This window comes from Stenotrophomonas sp. STEN022 (genome assembly GCF_056760155.1).
The window spans coordinates 22044-37328 of record NZ_JBRREG010000039.1 but is presented as its reverse complement, the minus strand read 5'-3'; the positions used below and the strand labels follow the sequence as shown (position 1 = coordinate 37328).

12 protein-coding genes are annotated in these 15285 nt (G+C 64.7%); 2 read left to right on the top strand and 10 right to left on the bottom strand.

All coding sequences use genetic code 11. The features are described from left to right. Nucleotides 1-142 precede the first annotated feature (142 nt). The 5 genes from ACVOMF_RS10185 to ACVOMF_RS10165 all read right to left on the bottom strand — a co-directional run bounded on the left by ACVOMF_RS10185 (nt 143) and on the right by ACVOMF_RS10165 (nt 6951). Entirely contained in the window at nt 143-832 is a 690-nt protein-coding gene (locus tag ACVOMF_RS10185; RefSeq protein ID WP_481509173.1) for a phospholipase D-like domain-containing protein, read from the bottom strand. A gap of 180 nt (nt 833-1012) precedes the next feature. Beyond that, a complete protein-coding gene (locus ACVOMF_RS10180; RefSeq protein ID WP_481509172.1) occupies nt 1013-1906 on the bottom strand; it encodes an alpha/beta fold hydrolase in 894 nt (297 codons plus the stop codon). A 233-nt stretch (nt 1907-2139) separates the two neighbouring features. After that, nucleotides 2140-3156, bottom strand: coding sequence for a 3-oxoacyl-ACP synthase III (locus ACVOMF_RS10175; RefSeq protein ID WP_313174064.1), 1017 nt, complete (start codon nt 3154-3156; stop codon nt 2140-2142). Nucleotides 3157-3277: 121 nt separating this feature from the next. Continuing rightward, nucleotides 3278-3595, bottom strand: a complete 318-nt coding sequence (locus ACVOMF_RS10170) for a DUF4156 domain-containing protein (protein ID WP_481509171.1) — start codon at nt 3593-3595, stop codon at nt 3278-3280. 500 nt (nt 3596-4095) lie between these two features. Continuing rightward, on the bottom strand, nt 4096-6951 hold the full coding sequence (locus tag ACVOMF_RS10165) for a M16 family metallopeptidase (protein ID WP_481509170.1): 2856 nt from the start codon (nt 6949-6951) through the stop codon (nt 4096-4098). A 352-nt stretch (nt 6952-7303) separates the two neighbouring features. On the opposite strand from ACVOMF_RS10165, the gene ACVOMF_RS10160 reads away from it, so the two are divergent. Together ACVOMF_RS10160 and trmL are read left to right on the top strand one after the other, a co-directional pair. After that, nucleotides 7304-7708 carry a hypothetical protein gene (locus ACVOMF_RS10160; protein ID WP_481509169.1) on the top strand — a complete coding sequence of 135 codons (405 nt, stop codon included), beginning with the start codon at nt 7304-7306 and terminating at the stop codon, nt 7706-7708. A gap of 37 nt (nt 7709-7745) precedes the next feature. Further along, entirely contained in the window at nt 7746-8225 is a 480-nt protein-coding gene (gene trmL, locus ACVOMF_RS10155; protein ID WP_481509168.1) for a tRNA (uridine(34)/cytosine(34)/5-carboxymethylaminomethyluridine(34)-2'-O)-methyltransferase TrmL, read from the top strand. A gap of 244 nt (nt 8226-8469) precedes the next feature. Here trmL and ACVOMF_RS10150 read toward each other — a convergent pair whose 3' ends face one another. From ACVOMF_RS10150 to ACVOMF_RS10130, 5 genes are read right to left on the bottom strand one after another with little or no spacing between them, the layout of a single operon-like run. Beyond that, entirely contained in the window at nt 8470-9714 is a 1245-nt protein-coding gene (locus ACVOMF_RS10150; RefSeq protein WP_481509167.1) for a CaiB/BaiF CoA transferase family protein, read from the bottom strand. After that, nucleotides 9711-11108 carry an amidase gene (locus ACVOMF_RS10145; RefSeq protein ID WP_481509166.1) on the bottom strand — a complete coding sequence of 466 codons (1398 nt, stop codon included), beginning with the start codon at nt 11106-11108 and terminating at the stop codon, nt 9711-9713. Before ACVOMF_RS10145 ends, ACVOMF_RS10150 begins: the two co-directional genes overlap by 4 nt. A gap of 10 nt (nt 11109-11118) precedes the next feature. After that, nucleotides 11119-12516, bottom strand: a complete 1398-nt coding sequence (locus ACVOMF_RS10140; RefSeq protein WP_481509165.1) for a phenylacetate--CoA ligase family protein — start codon at nt 12514-12516, stop codon at nt 11119-11121. Beyond that, nucleotides 12513-13904: an MmgE/PrpD family protein gene (locus tag ACVOMF_RS10135; protein WP_481509164.1), complete on the bottom strand. Its 1392-nt coding sequence runs from the start codon at nt 13902-13904 to the stop codon at nt 12513-12515. The genes ACVOMF_RS10140 and ACVOMF_RS10135 overlap by 4 nt, the downstream gene beginning before the upstream one ends. Further along, entirely contained in the window at nt 13904-15262 is a 1359-nt protein-coding gene (locus ACVOMF_RS10130; RefSeq protein WP_481509163.1) for an MmgE/PrpD family protein, read from the bottom strand. Before ACVOMF_RS10130 ends, ACVOMF_RS10135 begins: the two co-directional genes overlap by 1 nt. Nucleotides 15263-15285: the final 23 nt, after the last annotated feature.

The window sequence follows — 15285 nt, the reverse complement described above, 5'->3', positions numbered from 1 at the left end:
CCCCACAACCACGACGAACACCCGCACTAACACCCAAACCCCCCGCCCCCGCCCCCTAAACGCCCTATGGCGGTTGCAGGCTGTGGCGGGGCCCCGCCCGCCCGCCGGGTTTTCACCTCGACAACACCGTCACTGCGCCCCCTCAAAGCGCCTTGTAACGCCCCCACAACACCTCGAACTGCTGCGCGAAGCTGCGTACCAGGTTGCGGTCATTGCTCACCACCAGGTTCTCATCGTTGTGCTCGGTGGCAGTGCGCGTCCAGTTGAAGCTGCCATTGGCCAGCTGCTTGCCATCGAACAGCGCGAACTTGTGGTGCATGTGGTATTCGCTGTGGTCCACCCGCACCGGGATGCCGCTCTCGTTCAAGCGACGGATATCGTTGCCGTCGTCGTAGACCTTGTCGTTGTCGCTGATGATGCGCACCACCACGCCGCGTTTGTGCGCGTCCAGGATGACCCCGCTCAGGCGGTCATCGGAGATGGTGAACACACAGATGTCCAGGGTCTGCTTCGCGCTGGCGCAGAGCGCGCGCAGCCGCTGCATGCAGGCATCGCCCGGGGAGAAATAGGTACTGGTCAGGGTTTCGACCGGGCCGGCATTGACGTCCAGTGTGCGTACCACCTGCTCAACCCACTTCAGCATCGGCAGCGCTTCAGCCGGATTGGCAGCGACCTGCTCGCGGGCGATATCGAAGGCGCGATTGCGCAGGAAGCGCAGGCGGTCGGGGGGTAGTTCGACACCCAGCTCGCGCAGTGCCGAGCGTTCCTCGTTGCTCAAGCTGAGGTCCTGCGCACTGTCACGCAGCTGACGGTCCAGGCTGTCGAAATCCATCCTTCACTCCCTGTGCAAAGAAGCACAGAGCTTCGCACACCCACGCGTGTCTGTAGGAGCGGCGTCAGCCGCGAAGCTGGTGCAATGGGAAAGGCCACAAAAGCTCACCCCTCCCCAGCCCTCCCCTCCGCCTTCGGCGCAAGGGAGGGGGCAGAAGCAGGCAATGCGGGAGCTCAAGGCTCACCCCAGCGGGTTGCGCTCAAGGAACGCGCGTACCGCCGGCACGATCACTTCGTGCTTGTCTTCCAGCACATAGTGGTTGGCGTCTTCGAACGTGGTCACTTCAGCCTGCGGCAAGGCCTTGCGGAAGCCGGTCAGGAAGTGATGGTCGAAGCAGAAGTCACGCAGGCCCCAGGCGATGTACACCGGGCGATCCGCGAACGACGGCAATGCCTGCGCCGCACGCTCCAGCAGCGACCAGGCCTTGTCGGCTGGCGACAACGGGATGTCCTGCATGAAGCGGATGGTGGAAATGCGGTTGTCCCAGTTGTTGTACGGCGACACATAGGCGCGACGCACATCCGCCGGCATGCGCCGGCTCACGCCCAGCCAGGAGGCACCAGACGAGAACGCGTTGAAGGTACGGATGAACCACTCGCCCAGCTTCCAGTGCCGGCCCATGGCGATCTGCCACGGCATCGGCTTTTCCGGCGGCAGCGGGAACGAGGCGGTATTGGTGATCACCAGGCGCTTGACCTGATCGTGGTGCGACAAGGCCCAGCCAAAGCCGATCATGCCGCCCCAGTCATGCACGGCCAGGGTCACCGGGCCGGTGATACCCAGGTGCTTGAGCAGCGCATCCAGATCATCCACACGTGACTGCAGGGTGTATTCGTAGCGGCTGTCATCGGGCTTGTCGGACAGGCCCATGCCGATGTGGTCCGGCACGATGCAGCGGTACTTGTCGCTCAGGCCGTTGACCAGGTGCCGCCACAGATAGCTCCACGACGGGTTGCCGTGCAGCATCACCACCACCTCGCCATCGCGCGGGCCTTCATCGATGTAGTTCATCGACAAGCCGGGACGGACCTCGAAGCGATGGGTCTTGCTGGGGTAACCGGGGAGTTTGTTCATCGGGTTGCACCTGCGGCTGCTAAGCCCCGCTCCCGTCGGGAGAGGGGTTGGGGAGAGGATTGGTCGGAGTGGAGGAGCGTGGACTACCGCTCGCACTCCAGGCGCTTGCGTGCTGCGCACGCGTCCCCCTCTTCCGCCCTTCGGGCACCTTCTCCCGCAGGGGGAGAAGGCAAAAACCTGCGGGCTGACAATTGCGCCTCCTACGGAAGCCAAGCCGTCAGACCACGGCCTTGTTACCAGACCACCTCGGCCATCGTGCAGTTCAAGCCCGAGCCAATGCCCATCAGCGCGACGCGGTCGCCCTTCTTGAGCTTGCCCAGCTGGCGCAGCTTGCTCAGCACGATCGGTACCGAAGCCGGGCCGATGTTGCCGTGCTCGCCAAAGATGGTCATCACCTTCTTCGGGTCGATGCCGAAGGCCTTGATGAAGGCATTGGTGTGCGGCTGGCTGACCTGGTGGATCACGAACTGGTCGATCTCCTCCACCGCCCAGCCCAGCGCTTCGCGCGTGGCTTCAAAGGTCTTGGTGGCCAGCTTAATGCCTTCGATCAGCAGCATGCGGGTGTCGGTGACCATGCGGTCCAGGTTGCCCACGCACAGCTTGTTCCACTGGTTGGCTGCACGGGTCACGCCGCCCTTGTAGCGCGGGGCGTCCGGCACCAGCTCCGAGCGCGCCATCACCATTGCTGCCGCACCGGAACCGGTGGTCAGCGCGGCGACTTCGTCGCGCAGCTGCTGGGCGGTGATGTCCGGGGACATCATGCGCTCCAGGGTCTTTTCATAGACCAGGTTGGAGGTCTCGCCGTCGACGATCAACGCATAGTCGATGTCGCCGCGCTCCAGCATGCGTGCGGCCACGTCCATGCCATTGATGAAAGCAAGGCAGGCGTTGGCGATGTCGAAGGTGACGCAGTCTTCGCCAATGCCCAGGTTGCCGGACACGATGGAAGCGGTGGACGGCTCTAGGTAATCACGGCTGACGGAAGTGTTGACCAGCAGGCCAACCTTGTCGGCAGTGATGCCGGCATCTTCCAGCGCCTTGCGGCCGGCCATGGTGGCGGCGTCCGAGGCCTGTGTACCCTGGTCCCAAAGGCGGCGCGCGTGGATGCCGGCGATATCGCCAAGCACGTCGGCACGAATGCCAAGGCGTTCCAGCGTGGGCTGGAGCCGCTCGTTGATTTCCTTTGAGGTCAGCGTATGCGGCGCATCAATATGCGCCAGTCCCGCGATCGAGACATTTTGAAAAGGCATCAGAAAGCGCCAAGACTCAGGCGAAGGGGTCGCCATTCTAGCGCCTGCGCATTTTTACCGCATCTTTACAAATCGGCGGCCCGGCGTATGGAGCCGCCGGGGCCGTAAGACAGCTGGAAAATCAGCGCGGCGGGCACTGGAAGGCAGCAAAGCGCTGGCTGCCATCGGCCGGCAGGCCACTGGCCTGTACGGCATTGGCGCCGGCACTGGGGGCCTCGTTGCGGGCCAGGGTTTCCAGTTCTTCCTGCACGCGCAGCGGGTTGCGGTTGTAGAAGCCGACCTTGCTCTTTACCGACACCACGATCTCGCCCTTGGCTACACAGCCCGGCGCCACCGGACCAGCGGGCAGTACGCGCACGGTCTTGCCGCTGGACTCAATCGGCACCCAGGTGCAGGCGGCGGTGCTGGCGATCAGGGCGGACAGAAGCAGGACGCGCATGGACTATTCCTTGTGAAGATCAGCAGGGATTGTGCCGGGAATGGATGAACAGGTGGTGATCCCGGTGATTGGGCGCGCGGCAAAGACAAGAACAACCCCTCCCCGGCCCTCCCCTTCGCTGCGCGGAAGGGAGGGGGCAAAAATGTAGTGCCGAGCCATGCTCGGCAGGGGCCTTACCGGCCAAAGCTAGAAGCTGCCCTCACCCCAACCCCTCTCCCGAATACGGGAGAGGGGCTCAAAACAAAACCTACCCCTCCCCAGCCCTCCCCTTCGCTGCGCGAAAGGGAGGGGGCGCAAATGTAGTGCCGAGCCATGCTCGGCAGGGGCTTTACCGGCCAAAGCTAGAAGCTGCCCTCACCCCAACCCCCGCTCCGCGCCCCCGCCCTTGCGCTGACGCAAGGGCGTTCGATGGGCAGCGAACCGTTGGTTCGCAAGCTGCCCCTCTCACCCCGTAAACGGGAGAGGAGCTTAAGCGGGAGCAGCGGGCTACGCCCTACCGCTTACTTCTTCTCCACCGGCTTGCCGTCGGCGTCGATCACCGTCACTTCGCCCAGCTTCAATGCGCGTACCGGGGCTTCGGTCTGCTTCAGGTCGCCTACCACCACCCAGGTCAACTTGGACGGATCAAGGATCTTGGCTGCCTCGGCAACCTGCGCCGGGGTCATGGCTTCGATCTCGGCCTTGCGCTTGAACACGTAGTCGTCCGGACGACCGTAACGCACGATGCCGCCAATGGTGCTCATCACCGCCGACGCGGTTTCATAGGCACCCGGCAGGCTCAGCGTCTGGATATTGCGGATGCGGTTGACCTCCGCCTCGGTTGGCGGACGCTGGCCGCTGGCGAACTGGCTGATCTCGGCGTTCATTTCCTTCATCGCCTCACCGGTCTTGTCGATCTGCACCGGTGCAACCGCGATCCACGGGCGCTGGCCCAGTGCATTGGAGGCCGACGAACGCGCGCCGTAGGACCAATGTTTGTCCTCACGCAGGTTCATGTTCAGACGCGAGGTGAAGTCACCACCCAGCACGCCATTGGCGATGTCGAAGCGGGTGGTGCCCGAATCCATCGTCGAGGGCGCCACTTGACCGGCGAACAGGTTGGCCTGCACCGCGCCCGGCTGGTCGATCAGGAACACGCGCGATGCCTGCGGGCGGTCCACATTGGTCAGCGCCTCCACCTTCGGCCGTGCACCCTCGCCCTTCCAGTCACCGAAGCTGCGCTCCAGCAGCGGCACGAGGTCCTTCAAGGTGGTGTCGCCAACCACGATCAGGGTGGCGCCTTCCGGACGAATCCACTGCTTGTGGAAGGAGGTCAGGTCCTCGCGGGTCAGCGACTGGATTGCCGCCTCATTGCCGCTGCCGGTGAACGGAATCGCATACGGGTGGCCAGCGCCGTACAGCAACGGCGGCAGCACGCGCATCGCCACCGCGTTCGGCTGCGCCTTCTCCTGCTGGATGCCAGCAATCCAGGTGGCCTTGATACGGTCGATCTCGCTCTGTTCGAAGCGCGGTGCACGCACCACGTCGGCATACAGTGCCAGCGACGGCGCCAGGTTTTCCTTCAGTGCCGACAGGTACACGCTGGAACCATCCAGCGACGCACCGGCGTTGACGCTGGCACCCAGGCTTTCCACCGCATCGGCGAACGCCAGCGAGCCGAGCTGGCCAGCGCCTTCGTCCAGCATGCCCATGGTGAAGTTGGCGGTGCCCGGCTTGCGGCCACGGTCGGCGGTGAAGCCACCCGGGAACTCATAGCTGAACTGCACCACCGGGATGTCATGGCGCTCGGCCAGCACCACCTGGGTGCCGTTCTTCAGCGTGGCGCGCTGCAGCTGCGGGAACTTCAGTTCCGGGAAGCTGGTGGTCTTGGGCACGCCGGCGCTGCGGTCGACCTGGCTCGGCAGGATGGTGTACTTGCTGTCCACGGCCGGCACGTTGAACGGCGCCGGCTTGACCGACGGCAGCTCGGCCAGCGCAACACGCTCGCCCGGCTCGACCACGATGGTGTGGTCGCCCACGCCCAGCCACTTGGCGCCGGCTGCCTTCACGTCTGCAGCAGAAGCTGCGTCCACATTGGCCAGCGAGGTGCGGAAGCAACCCGGGTTGCCTTCGTAGACGGCGCACTGTGCGAGTGCGTCGGCCTTGCCGCCGAAGCCACCAATACGTTCGATGCCACGCACGAAACCGGCACGTGACTGCACCTTGGCGCGCTCCAGCTCATCGGCGGTGGGGCCTTCGGCGATCAGACGCTTCAGTTCTTCGTCGATGGCCGCCTCGACCTTGGCCGGGTCCACACCCTGCTTGACCGTCGCCATGATCAGGAAGTTGGAGCCGAGCTGCGAGGCATCGGTCATCGCGCTGATGTTGTCGACCAGCTTGTCCTTGTGCAGCAGGCGCTGGTCCAGGCGCGAGGACTTGGCGCCGCCCAGCACGTAGGAGAACAGGTCGAGCTGATCGATATCGGTGGTGCCGACCTGGGCCACGTTCCAGGCGCGGTAGATGCGCGCCTGCGGCACCTTGTCGGTCATCACTTCGCGGGTGGTGGCAGCGCGCTGCGCAACGTTCACCGCCGGCTGCGCCATGGTCGGACCGGCCGGAATATCACCGAAGTACTTGGCGGCCTTTTCCTTGGCGGTGGCCACGTCGATGTCACCGGCCAGCACCAGCACCGCGTTGTTCGGGCCGTACCAGGTGTGGAACCAGGTTTTGACGTCGTCCAGCGAGGCGGCGTTGAGGTCGTTCATCGAGCCGATCACGCCGTGGTGATACGGGTGACCTGCCGGGTACATGGCACGGGTCAACTTGTCCCACACCTGACCGTAAGGCTGGTTCTCGCCCTGGCGCTTTTCGTTCTGCACCACACCACGCTGCTCATCCAGGGCGGCCTGATCGATGGCGCCGACCAGATGGCCCATGCGGTCCGACTCCATCCACAGCGCCATGTCCAACGCGGTGGTCGGCACGTTCTGGAAGTAATTGGTGCGGTCGGTATTGGTGGTGCCGTTCTGGTCGGTGGCGCCAACCTGCTTGAAGGGTTCGAAGAACTCGCCGTCGTGGTTTTCGCTGCGCTGGAACATCAAGTGTTCAATCAGATGCGCGAAGCCGGTGCGGCCGGCCGGTTCGTCCTTGGCGCCGACGTGGTACCAGATGTTCACCGCCACGATCGGCGCCTTGCGGTCGGTGTGCACCACCACGCGCAGGCCGTTGGGCAGGGTGAACTCTTCATACGGAATGTCCACCGACGCAGTGGCGGCAGCCGGCTTGGCCTCCGCAACCAGCGGCACGCCAACAAATCCGCCGAGGGCGGCACTCAGGGCCAGGGTCAACAAGGCGGTACGGGGCATAGCTGCGTTCATTCCATTTCCCTTGGGTATGAAGGTGAACGCTGATCCTAACCGGGCGCCGTCACATCGGCATACGCCATGCGTCATGGGTAACGAAGCAGCTGTACCGGTGTCCGTCCGGTCACTGCGGGCGCGGCGGGTGTCCGGACAGCGGACACTTTCCATAAACAACAACTCTTTATTTTTCAATCAGATGCGATTGGCACGCATCCTGCTGCCTACTACTCGCAGCCAAATCGCCTCAGACGCTAAATGACTGATTGCTGAACAGAACAAAAAAAGTAGCGAAAGTCCTTGCACTACGAAAATCACTGTACTACCTTACTACCACACCACTGCCCACACACACCAAACAGGTCCCGCCATGAACGCCAAGTCTCTCGCCCTTGCCATCGCCCTCGTCGCCAGCACCGGCTTTGTTTCTTCGGTCCAGGCTTCGGATATCGTCACTTTGGACACCGTGCAGGTTCGCCCTTCCGCTGATCAGCTGGCACAGGCCCAGCACGAAGCCAGCAGCAACATCCCGACCCTGGCTGCGGTGCAGGTCCGCCCGACCGTCGGCCAGATCGTCGAGCTGATGGCCGAACAGACCGCCAGCCAGCTGGCCTCCGCCAGCCCGGTCGCCATCGGCACCCGTGCCGGCCAGTGGATGGTGTCGCTGCCGGCCATCACCGTCCGCCCGGAGGTGGAGCAGGTGCAGGCCATGGCTGCTGAAGCCGCCGCCGAAGCCATCGGCAAGGTCGTCGCACAGGGCATGGTTTCCAACTAAGCCAGCGATGACGCAACACCCGGCGTAAACTGCGCCGATGACTTCTGCCCCTGTTTTCGATGTAGTGCTTTACCAGCCCGAGATCCCGCCGAACACCGGCAATGTGATCCGGCTCTGCGCCAACACCGGCGCGCGGCTGCACCTGATCGAGCCTTTGGGTTTCGACCTCAGTGACAAGCAGCTGAAGCGCGCCGGCCTGGACTATCACGAGTACGCACAGATGCAGGTCCATCCGGACCTGGAAACCGCCTTGGCGCGCATCGCCCCGAAGCGTTTGTTTGCATTGAGTACCCGCTCCAGCGTTCGCTATGACACCGTGCAGTTCGCCGATGGCGATGCCTTCCTGTTCGGCCCGGAAACCCGCGGCCTGCCGCAGGACCTGCTTGATTCCCTGCCCGATGGCCATCGCCTGCGCCTGCCGATGCAGCCCAACAACCGCAGCCTGAACCTGTCCAACTCGGTCGCCGTGGTGGTGTATGAGGCGTGGCGGCAGCAGGGATTCTCTGGCGGCGCGTGATTGGCGCTTTGGTTTTTTTGTTTTTTGTGGGAGCGGTGTAAGCCGCGAAGCTGGCAATGCTCCAGCTGAAGATTGATCGCCAAAAGCACCCCTCCCCAACCCTCCTCTTGGCTACGCCAAAGGGAGGGAGCAGAGCGGGTCGCGGCGACCCGACAGATTGCAGGCATGCGCCCCTCCCTTTGGCGCAGCCAAGGGGAGGGTTGGGGAGGGGTAACGCTTTTAGCTCTAGCTCTAGCTCTAGCTCTCAGCTTTTAGCTTCAGCAGCAACCCCGACCACACCCAACTCACGCAACACCCGCAGCCGCTCACCATCAACGGCAAGCACCTCTCCCAATACCTCAGCGGTGTGCTGCCCCAGCACTGGCGCCGCCTGCTCATAGCGCAACGGCGTCGCCGAGAACTTCAGCGGATTCCGCACCATCGCCACCCTGCCACCACCGGCATGCGGCAGTTCAATCCGCAAACCACGCGCCTGCACCTGCGGATCGGCAAACACCTGATCGATGCGGTTGACCGGATTGGCCGGCACCACCGCTTGCTCCAGCGCCGCCAACCACTCGGCAGCCGGTCGTGTACGCAAGACCTGCTGCAGATGCGGCACCAGCAGCTCTCGGTTGGCAACCCGTGCGTTGTTGCTGGCATAGCGCGGATCACGCGCCAGCTCGGGCTCGCCAATCACCTCGCACAGGCGCGCGAACTGGCCATCATTTCCAACCGCCAGCATGAAATAGCCATCAGCCGCCGGCATCACCTGGTACGGCACGATGTTCGGATGCGCCGTGCCCTGCCGGGTCGGCACCACGCCGCCGATCAGATAGTTGGAGGCTTGGTTGGCCAGCCATGCGACCTGGGTATCCAGCAGCGCCAGATCGATCTGCTGGCCAACACCGGTGCGCTCAGCATGGCGCAACGCAGCCAGGATCGCCGTCGCCGCATACATGCCAGTCATCAGATCGGTCGCGGCCACACCCACTTTCTGCGGGCCGGCACCCGGCGCACCGTCTGGCTCGCCGGTGACGCTCATCAGGCCGCCGATGGCCTGAATCGCCGCGTCATAGCCGGCGCGCTGCGCATAAGGACCGTCCTGGCCGTAGCCGGTGATCGAGCAATACACCAGCTTCGGGTTGATGGCCTGCAGGCTGGCGAAATCCAACCCGTACTTCTTCAGGCCGCCGACCTTGTAGTTTTCCACCAGCACGTGGCAATGCACGACCAGCTCGCGCAACAGCGCCTGCCCTTCGGCGGTGGTGAAATCAATCGCCACCGAGCGCTTGCCGCGGTTGGCGCACAGGTAATACGCCGACTCGCTGCTGTCATTGCCGTCGGCGTCCTGCAGGTAGGGCGGGCCCCAACTGCGGGTGTCGTCACCCACGCCGGGGCGCTCGACCTTGATGACATCGGCGCCGAAGTCGGCCAGCACCTGCGTGGCCCAGGGGCCGGCAAGGATGCGCGACAGGTCTAGAACGCGAACGCCTTCGAGCAGATTCATTTCGGCCACCATGTATCGCAGGCCTGCGGCAGCGCGGGCTGCCAGCCGATGGCGTGCTGGAAGGCCTCCGCCAGCGCAATCAGCGTGAGTTCGTCGCCCACATTGCCGATCAGCTGCATGCCGGCGGGCAACTCTCCCGCAGCTACCGGCAGCGGCACCGACAAGGCGGGGTTGCCGGCCAGGTTGGCGTAGGCAGTGAGATCGGCCTGACTGGCCGGCGCCGGGGTACCGAAGGCGAATGCACGCTGGGGCGCAGTCGGCATTACCAGCACGTCGCAACGCGCTAGCCACTGCTGCAGCTGCACCTGCCCGCGATCGGCGAGCTGCGAGGCGGCAGCCAGCTCTGCAGCGCTGCGGCCTTCTGCCCACGACATCAGCTTGACCAGCAACGGCGAGAATCTGCTGCGGTCAGCGGCCCAGGCCTCGGCGTGTTCGACCAACAACTCGGCTTCGCTCATCAGCAGGCCAGCGCGACGTGCGCGTGCCGACGCAAACGCCGGTGCCGGCAGCGGCTTCAGCTGGTGGCCCAAGCCGACCAGCACGCGCAGGCCATCCTCGAATGCCGCCTGCACGTCGGGCGCGATATCGGTTGCATCGAACAGATCCACCACGCCAATGCGCAGGCCCTCCGCATCCGGCGCGGCGTATTGGATGAAGCGCGACTGCGCGCAGTCCGGATCGAAGCCAGACATGATCTGCAGCAACAGGCGCAGGTCACGCGCCGAACGCGTCAATGGGCCAATGTGATCCAGCCGCCTGCACAGGGCAACGGTGCCTCGCGTGCTGATCGCGCCCCAACTGGGCTTGAGCCCAACCACACCGCAATAGCTTGCCGGGATGCGCACCGAACCCATGGTGTCGGTGCCCAGCGCCGCCGCGCACAAACCAGCGGCCACCGCCGCGCCACTGCCACCGCTGGAACCGCCCGGCGTATGACCGTGCCGATGCGGGTTGTGGCAAGCACCATAGAACGGGTTGTCGTTGTCGGCGCCCATCGCCGCTTCGTGCATGTTGAGCTTGCCGACGAGAACCGCGCCGGCTGCGCGCAATGCGGCCACAGCCGGATTATCGGCACTAGCCGGGGCGCTGTGGCGGCGGGTCTCCATGCCAGCGGTGGTGACCATGCCAGCCACATCGATATTGTCCTTGACCGCGATCGGCAGGCCTTCCAAAGGACGCGCCAGGCCACGTTGGCGACGTTGCTGGGACTGCGCGGCCGCAGCCAATGCGCCTTCCGCATCGACATGGATATAGCTGTTGATCTGCGCCTGGCTGGCAGCGATGGCCGCCAGCTGCTGCTCGATCAGCTCCGCGCAGCTGACGTCACCGGCAGCCAGCAAGGCCGCCTGCGCCATCATGTCCATGCTCAACAACTGCGCATCGGCCTTGCTCACGCGGTCTTCCTCAAGCGAAACGTTTGTCGATCAGACGCACCGGCTTCTGCCGTACTTCGATACCGGTCAGCGCCGCCAGCTCACCCGGGGCAGCCAGCACGATGCTCATTTCAACACCGAGGCGCTGGCGCAGCAACGCGGCGAACTCCGCTGCCAGTTGTGCGTCATCCAGTGCGCCACGGGTTTCCACGTGTACGGCCAGATCATCGCGGCCGCCTTCGTCGCGGCTGGCGACGCAGATGAACTCACCGGCAAACGACGCATGCTCTTCCAACACCGGCGCCATCGCCTGCGGGAACACATTGATGCCGCGGATCTTGACCATGTTGTCGCTGCGGCCGAGGAAGCCCTCGATGCGGCGCAGGTTCATGCCCAGCGACGACGGCGTGGTCAGTACGCGGGTCACGTCATGGGTGTTGAAGCGGATGATCGGGTAGATGTCGTCCTTGTACAGGCAGGTGACCACCATGTCGCCGGTATCGCCATCGGTCACCGGCTTGCCGCTGTCCACATCGAGGATCTCAACGTACTGCGCGTCTTCCATCAGGTACAGACCGTCCTGATCCGGGCCCTGCCCGGCAATCGCGCCGGTGTCGCCCACGCCATACCAGTCGTACAGTTCGACACCGCCCCAGGCTGCCGACAGCGACTCGCGCGATTCGCGGCCGAGGTGGCCGCAGATCATCCGCACCGGAATGTCCTTGCCCGGCACCAGGCCGTTCTCGCGGGCCACGTCGGCCAGCTTCTTGATGTAGTCGGCAAAGCCAACAATCACGTTGGCGCCCATGTTCTTCATCAGCTGAACCTGCTGCGCTGAGCGCATCTCGATGCCGGTGCCGGCCGAACAGAACAGTGCCTGCGTGTAATGCGTCACCGCCTCACGCACATAGTGGCCGCCGTTGATCATGCCGTGGCCGTACACCGAGTGCACCACGTCGCCGGGCTGCATGCCCTGCCAGCGGTACAGGCGGGCCAGCAGCAGGCTCTGCACTTCGCGCGAATGCGGCGAGAACACCAGCGGCTGCGGGCGACCGGTGGTGCCGGAGGTGGTGTGGAAAACCAGCGGCTTGTTGCCAGCGTCGGTGCCGTCCTGCCAACCGTGGAAATCGCCCAGCGGCGGATTCGCTTCGACCGAGGCCATGATCTCGTGCTTGCCGAATACCGGCAGCTTGGTGATGTCGTCCAGGCTCTGGATATCTTCCGGCTTGATGCCTGCATTGCCCCACAGGCGCTGATAGAACGGAATCTGCCAGGCGCGGGCTACGCAGCGCAGGAACATCGCGTTCTGCTCGGCACGCAGTTCCTCGCGGCTGATGGTTTTGAACTTGTCGGTGAAGGCCTGGTCCAGCGGGAACTGCTGAAGCAGCTCCTTGACATCGAAGGATTCGAAATAGGTGGCGTAGGTCATGGGGTCTCGACAATCAGCAGGTCGACCAGATGCCTGACATCGTCGATGTCCTGCAATTGGTCGAAGTGGGAGATCAGGGCAGCACGGTGGCCGGCATCGAAGGGACGCGCGGCGTGGTCAAGGCAGTGGTGGAACTTCTCAAGCTGCTGGGCGCGTGACAGCGGCCGTTGCGGCGAGCCGATCGCGGCATCGCGGTGGTTGTGCAGCACGCGGCCGTCACGCAGGGTGACCGTCATCGATTGCGGCACCAGCGCATTGGGATCGTCGCAGTCGTTCGGCACCAGGCTGACCTGGTTGGCGAACGCGGCCAGGCGCACATCGGCGAGCTTGTCCGGCGCATAGGCGGACAAGCCGACCTTGCCATCGAGCAGCACGGTACCCAGCAGGAACGGCAGGCACAGCCGGGCGTAGCTGGTTTCCATTGCGGGCTGATAGCTGCGGCCAACCAAGCGGCGCACCAGCGGCGGTGCCTGCAGTTCAATGCTGGCGACGTTATCCAGATTCAGGCCGTGCTGCTGGCGCAGCTCTATCAGCATGTCCTGCGCGGCATGCGCGGCGCCGCCGGTCGGGAACACCTTGTGGCTTACGGAGAGTATCTGCGCTTCGCGCGCGGCCAGTTTCTGCAGCGATGGTCTGACGTCGAATTCGCCCTCGATCAGCGGTAGATAGCCGAAGGGCCCTTCCAGCATCTCGCGCGGTGCCGGAAAACCATTGCGTGCCAGTTCCCAGCAGCTCAAGGCGGCGCGCGAATTAAGTGCAACCTGCAAGGCCAGCGTCGGCGAGCCTTCCACATGCGCCTGCATGGTGCCGGACAGGTGGCTATAGGTCAGGCCGAGCGCGCGACGCAGCAGCTCCTCGTCCGCGCCATTCAGATGGGCGATGCCAGCTGCTGCACCAAGTGCACCACACATGGATGGCCGGAAGAAGCGCATAGCCGCGCGGCCGCTGATGCCGATCAACGTCGCTATATCGACCGCAACATTGAGCGCTGCGATTAAAGCCTTGCCATCGACCGCCACGCCATCGACGTTTGCGCGCTGCTCGGCGGCGGCAATCAAGGCCGATTGAATAACCGCCAATGGATGCACCACCGCCGGCATATGTACGCAATCAAATTCCTGGCTGTGGATCTGGTAGCCGTTGACCATCGCCGCGCTGGCCGCCGGCAAGGCTTCGCCGGTCACCCAGACCCGCGCGGCATCGCCCGCACCATAGCTGGCGGCACTGCGGCGCACCGTCTGGGTCAGCGGTACCTGCGGACCGGAGCCGGAAAGCCCCACGGCCGCCGAATCCATCACGAACACCTTCGTGGCCGCGACCGCCTCGGCGGAAAGGTCTTCAAAACGCAGCGTGCGCGCATGCCGCAACAGCGCTTCAGTCAATCGCATCAGGCCACCCGCGCCAACATGGCGTTCAAGGCGTCCAGACTGCCGCCATTGGCCAGCGCCTGCACCTGCCCAAAGAGGGGTTGCGCCAGGCCTGCGGATACGCCACCCCATTGCGCCAGGGCCAACGCCTTGGCCAGCACATCCTCGACCGACATCGGGCATTCCGGGTCGCCCCAGGCATCGATGCGCTCGGCCTGCATGCTGCGGCCATCGGCCAACCACAGCTGCACGCTGGCGCCGTAGTGCGTTGGGAAACGCTGGCTGCAGGCTGCATCTTCGATCAGTTTGATGCGCTGCCGCCACGGCGCCAGCTCGGCATCGCTGCAGGCTTCGGCGGTGTAATGCTCAAGTTGCGGCCGCCCGTTGACCAGGATCGAGGCCAGCGCGTGTTGCAGGCTGAACTTGGCCTCCAGCTCGGTCTGCGGCTGCGAGCGGTCGCAGAAGCGCAGGGCCTCGGCATAGGTGTGTACTTCGATGCGTTCAATCTGCACGACGTCAGCGACATCGAGCGTCGCCACCGCTTCCAGCATCGCATCGACGGCCGGATGCGCATGACGGCAAGCCGGCCACGGCTTAAGGCTGGTGCTGTGGATCAGCCAGTCCTCTTCGTCGGCAACCACCAGTTCCGGCACGGCATCCGGCGCGGTGGCGGCAAACAGACCCTGCTCACCTTCCAGTATCCTGCGCGGCCCACGCATGCCCGCCAGCGCCAACTGCGCCGCCAGCCAGCCACTGCGTGCGGCTTCAGCGTTGTGCAATGACTTGGTCGGCACCGGCTCGTGGCGCATCTGCCACAGCCCGCCAGTACGGCTGCCGGCATTGCCCAGCGCGTCGGCCAGCGATTCGGTAGGTAGGTTCAGTACTGATGCCGCCGCAGCCGCCGCACCAAAGGCGCCAGCGGTCGAGGTGGGATGCCAATAGCGGTAGTGCGCCTTGCCCAGCGCACGACCGACACGGATGGTGGCTTCGTAGCCGCGCACGATCGCATCAAGCAGCGCCGCTGCATCCGCGCCTTCGGCCTGCGCTGCAGCCAGTGCCACCGGGATCACCACCGGCCCGGGATGCAGGATGGCAGCGCGATGCACATCGTCCATTTCCAGCACGTTGCCGAGCGCGGCATTGAGCAGCAGCGCGTCGGCTGCACCGCGCCGGCCAGCGCCCAAGGCCACCACATTGCCGCCAGCCTGCGCCTGCACCACCAACTGCAGCTGGGTGGCAATCGGATAGCGCAAGGCAGCCAGGGCGCAACCGAGCCAGTCGACCAGCAACAACGCGGCGCGTTGCCGGGCGGCAGTATCGACTGGCCGTTGCAGGCGCTGGGCGAGCTGTTCGGTAAGGCTGGCAGCAGGCGTGTTCATCGCGCGATGAGGTCTCGGTGCAG

Bases quoted from the DNA above. Each gene is read 5' to 3' on its own strand.
- ACVOMF_RS10185 (WP_481509173.1), bottom strand. From the start codon at position 832: ATGGATTTCGACAGCCTGGACCGTCAGCTGCGTGACAGTGCGCAGGAC.
- ACVOMF_RS10175 (WP_313174064.1), bottom strand. From the start codon at position 3,156: ATGCCTTTTCAAAATGTCTCGATCGCGGGACTGGCGCATATTGATGCG.
- ACVOMF_RS10140 (WP_481509165.1), bottom strand. From the start codon at position 12,516: ATGACCTACGCCACCTATTTCGAATCCTTCGATGTCAAGGAGCTGCTT.
- ACVOMF_RS10180 (WP_481509172.1), bottom strand. From the start codon at position 1,906: ATGAACAAACTCCCCGGTTACCCCAGCAAGACCCATCGCTTCGAGGTC.
- trmL (WP_481509168.1), top strand. From the start codon at position 7,746: ATGACTTCTGCCCCTGTTTTCGATGTAGTGCTTTACCAGCCCGAGATC.
- ACVOMF_RS10135 (WP_481509164.1), bottom strand. From the start codon at position 13,904: ATGCGATTGACTGAAGCGCTGTTGCGGCATGCGCGCACGCTGCGTTTT.
- ACVOMF_RS10170 (WP_481509171.1), bottom strand. From the start codon at position 3,595: ATGCGCGTCCTGCTTCTGTCCGCCCTGATCGCCAGCACCGCCGCCTGC.
- ACVOMF_RS10160 (WP_481509169.1), top strand. From the start codon at position 7,304: ATGAACGCCAAGTCTCTCGCCCTTGCCATCGCCCTCGTCGCCAGCACC.
- ACVOMF_RS10165 (WP_481509170.1), bottom strand. From the start codon at position 6,951: ATGAACGCAGCTATGCCCCGTACCGCCTTGTTGACCCTGGCCCTGAGT.
- ACVOMF_RS10150 (WP_481509167.1), bottom strand. From the start codon at position 9,714: ATGAATCTGCTCGAAGGCGTTCGCGTTCTAGACCTGTCGCGCATCCTT.
- ACVOMF_RS10130 (WP_481509163.1), bottom strand. From the start codon at position 15,262: ATGAACACGCCTGCTGCCAGCCTTACCGAACAGCTCGCCCAGCGCCTG.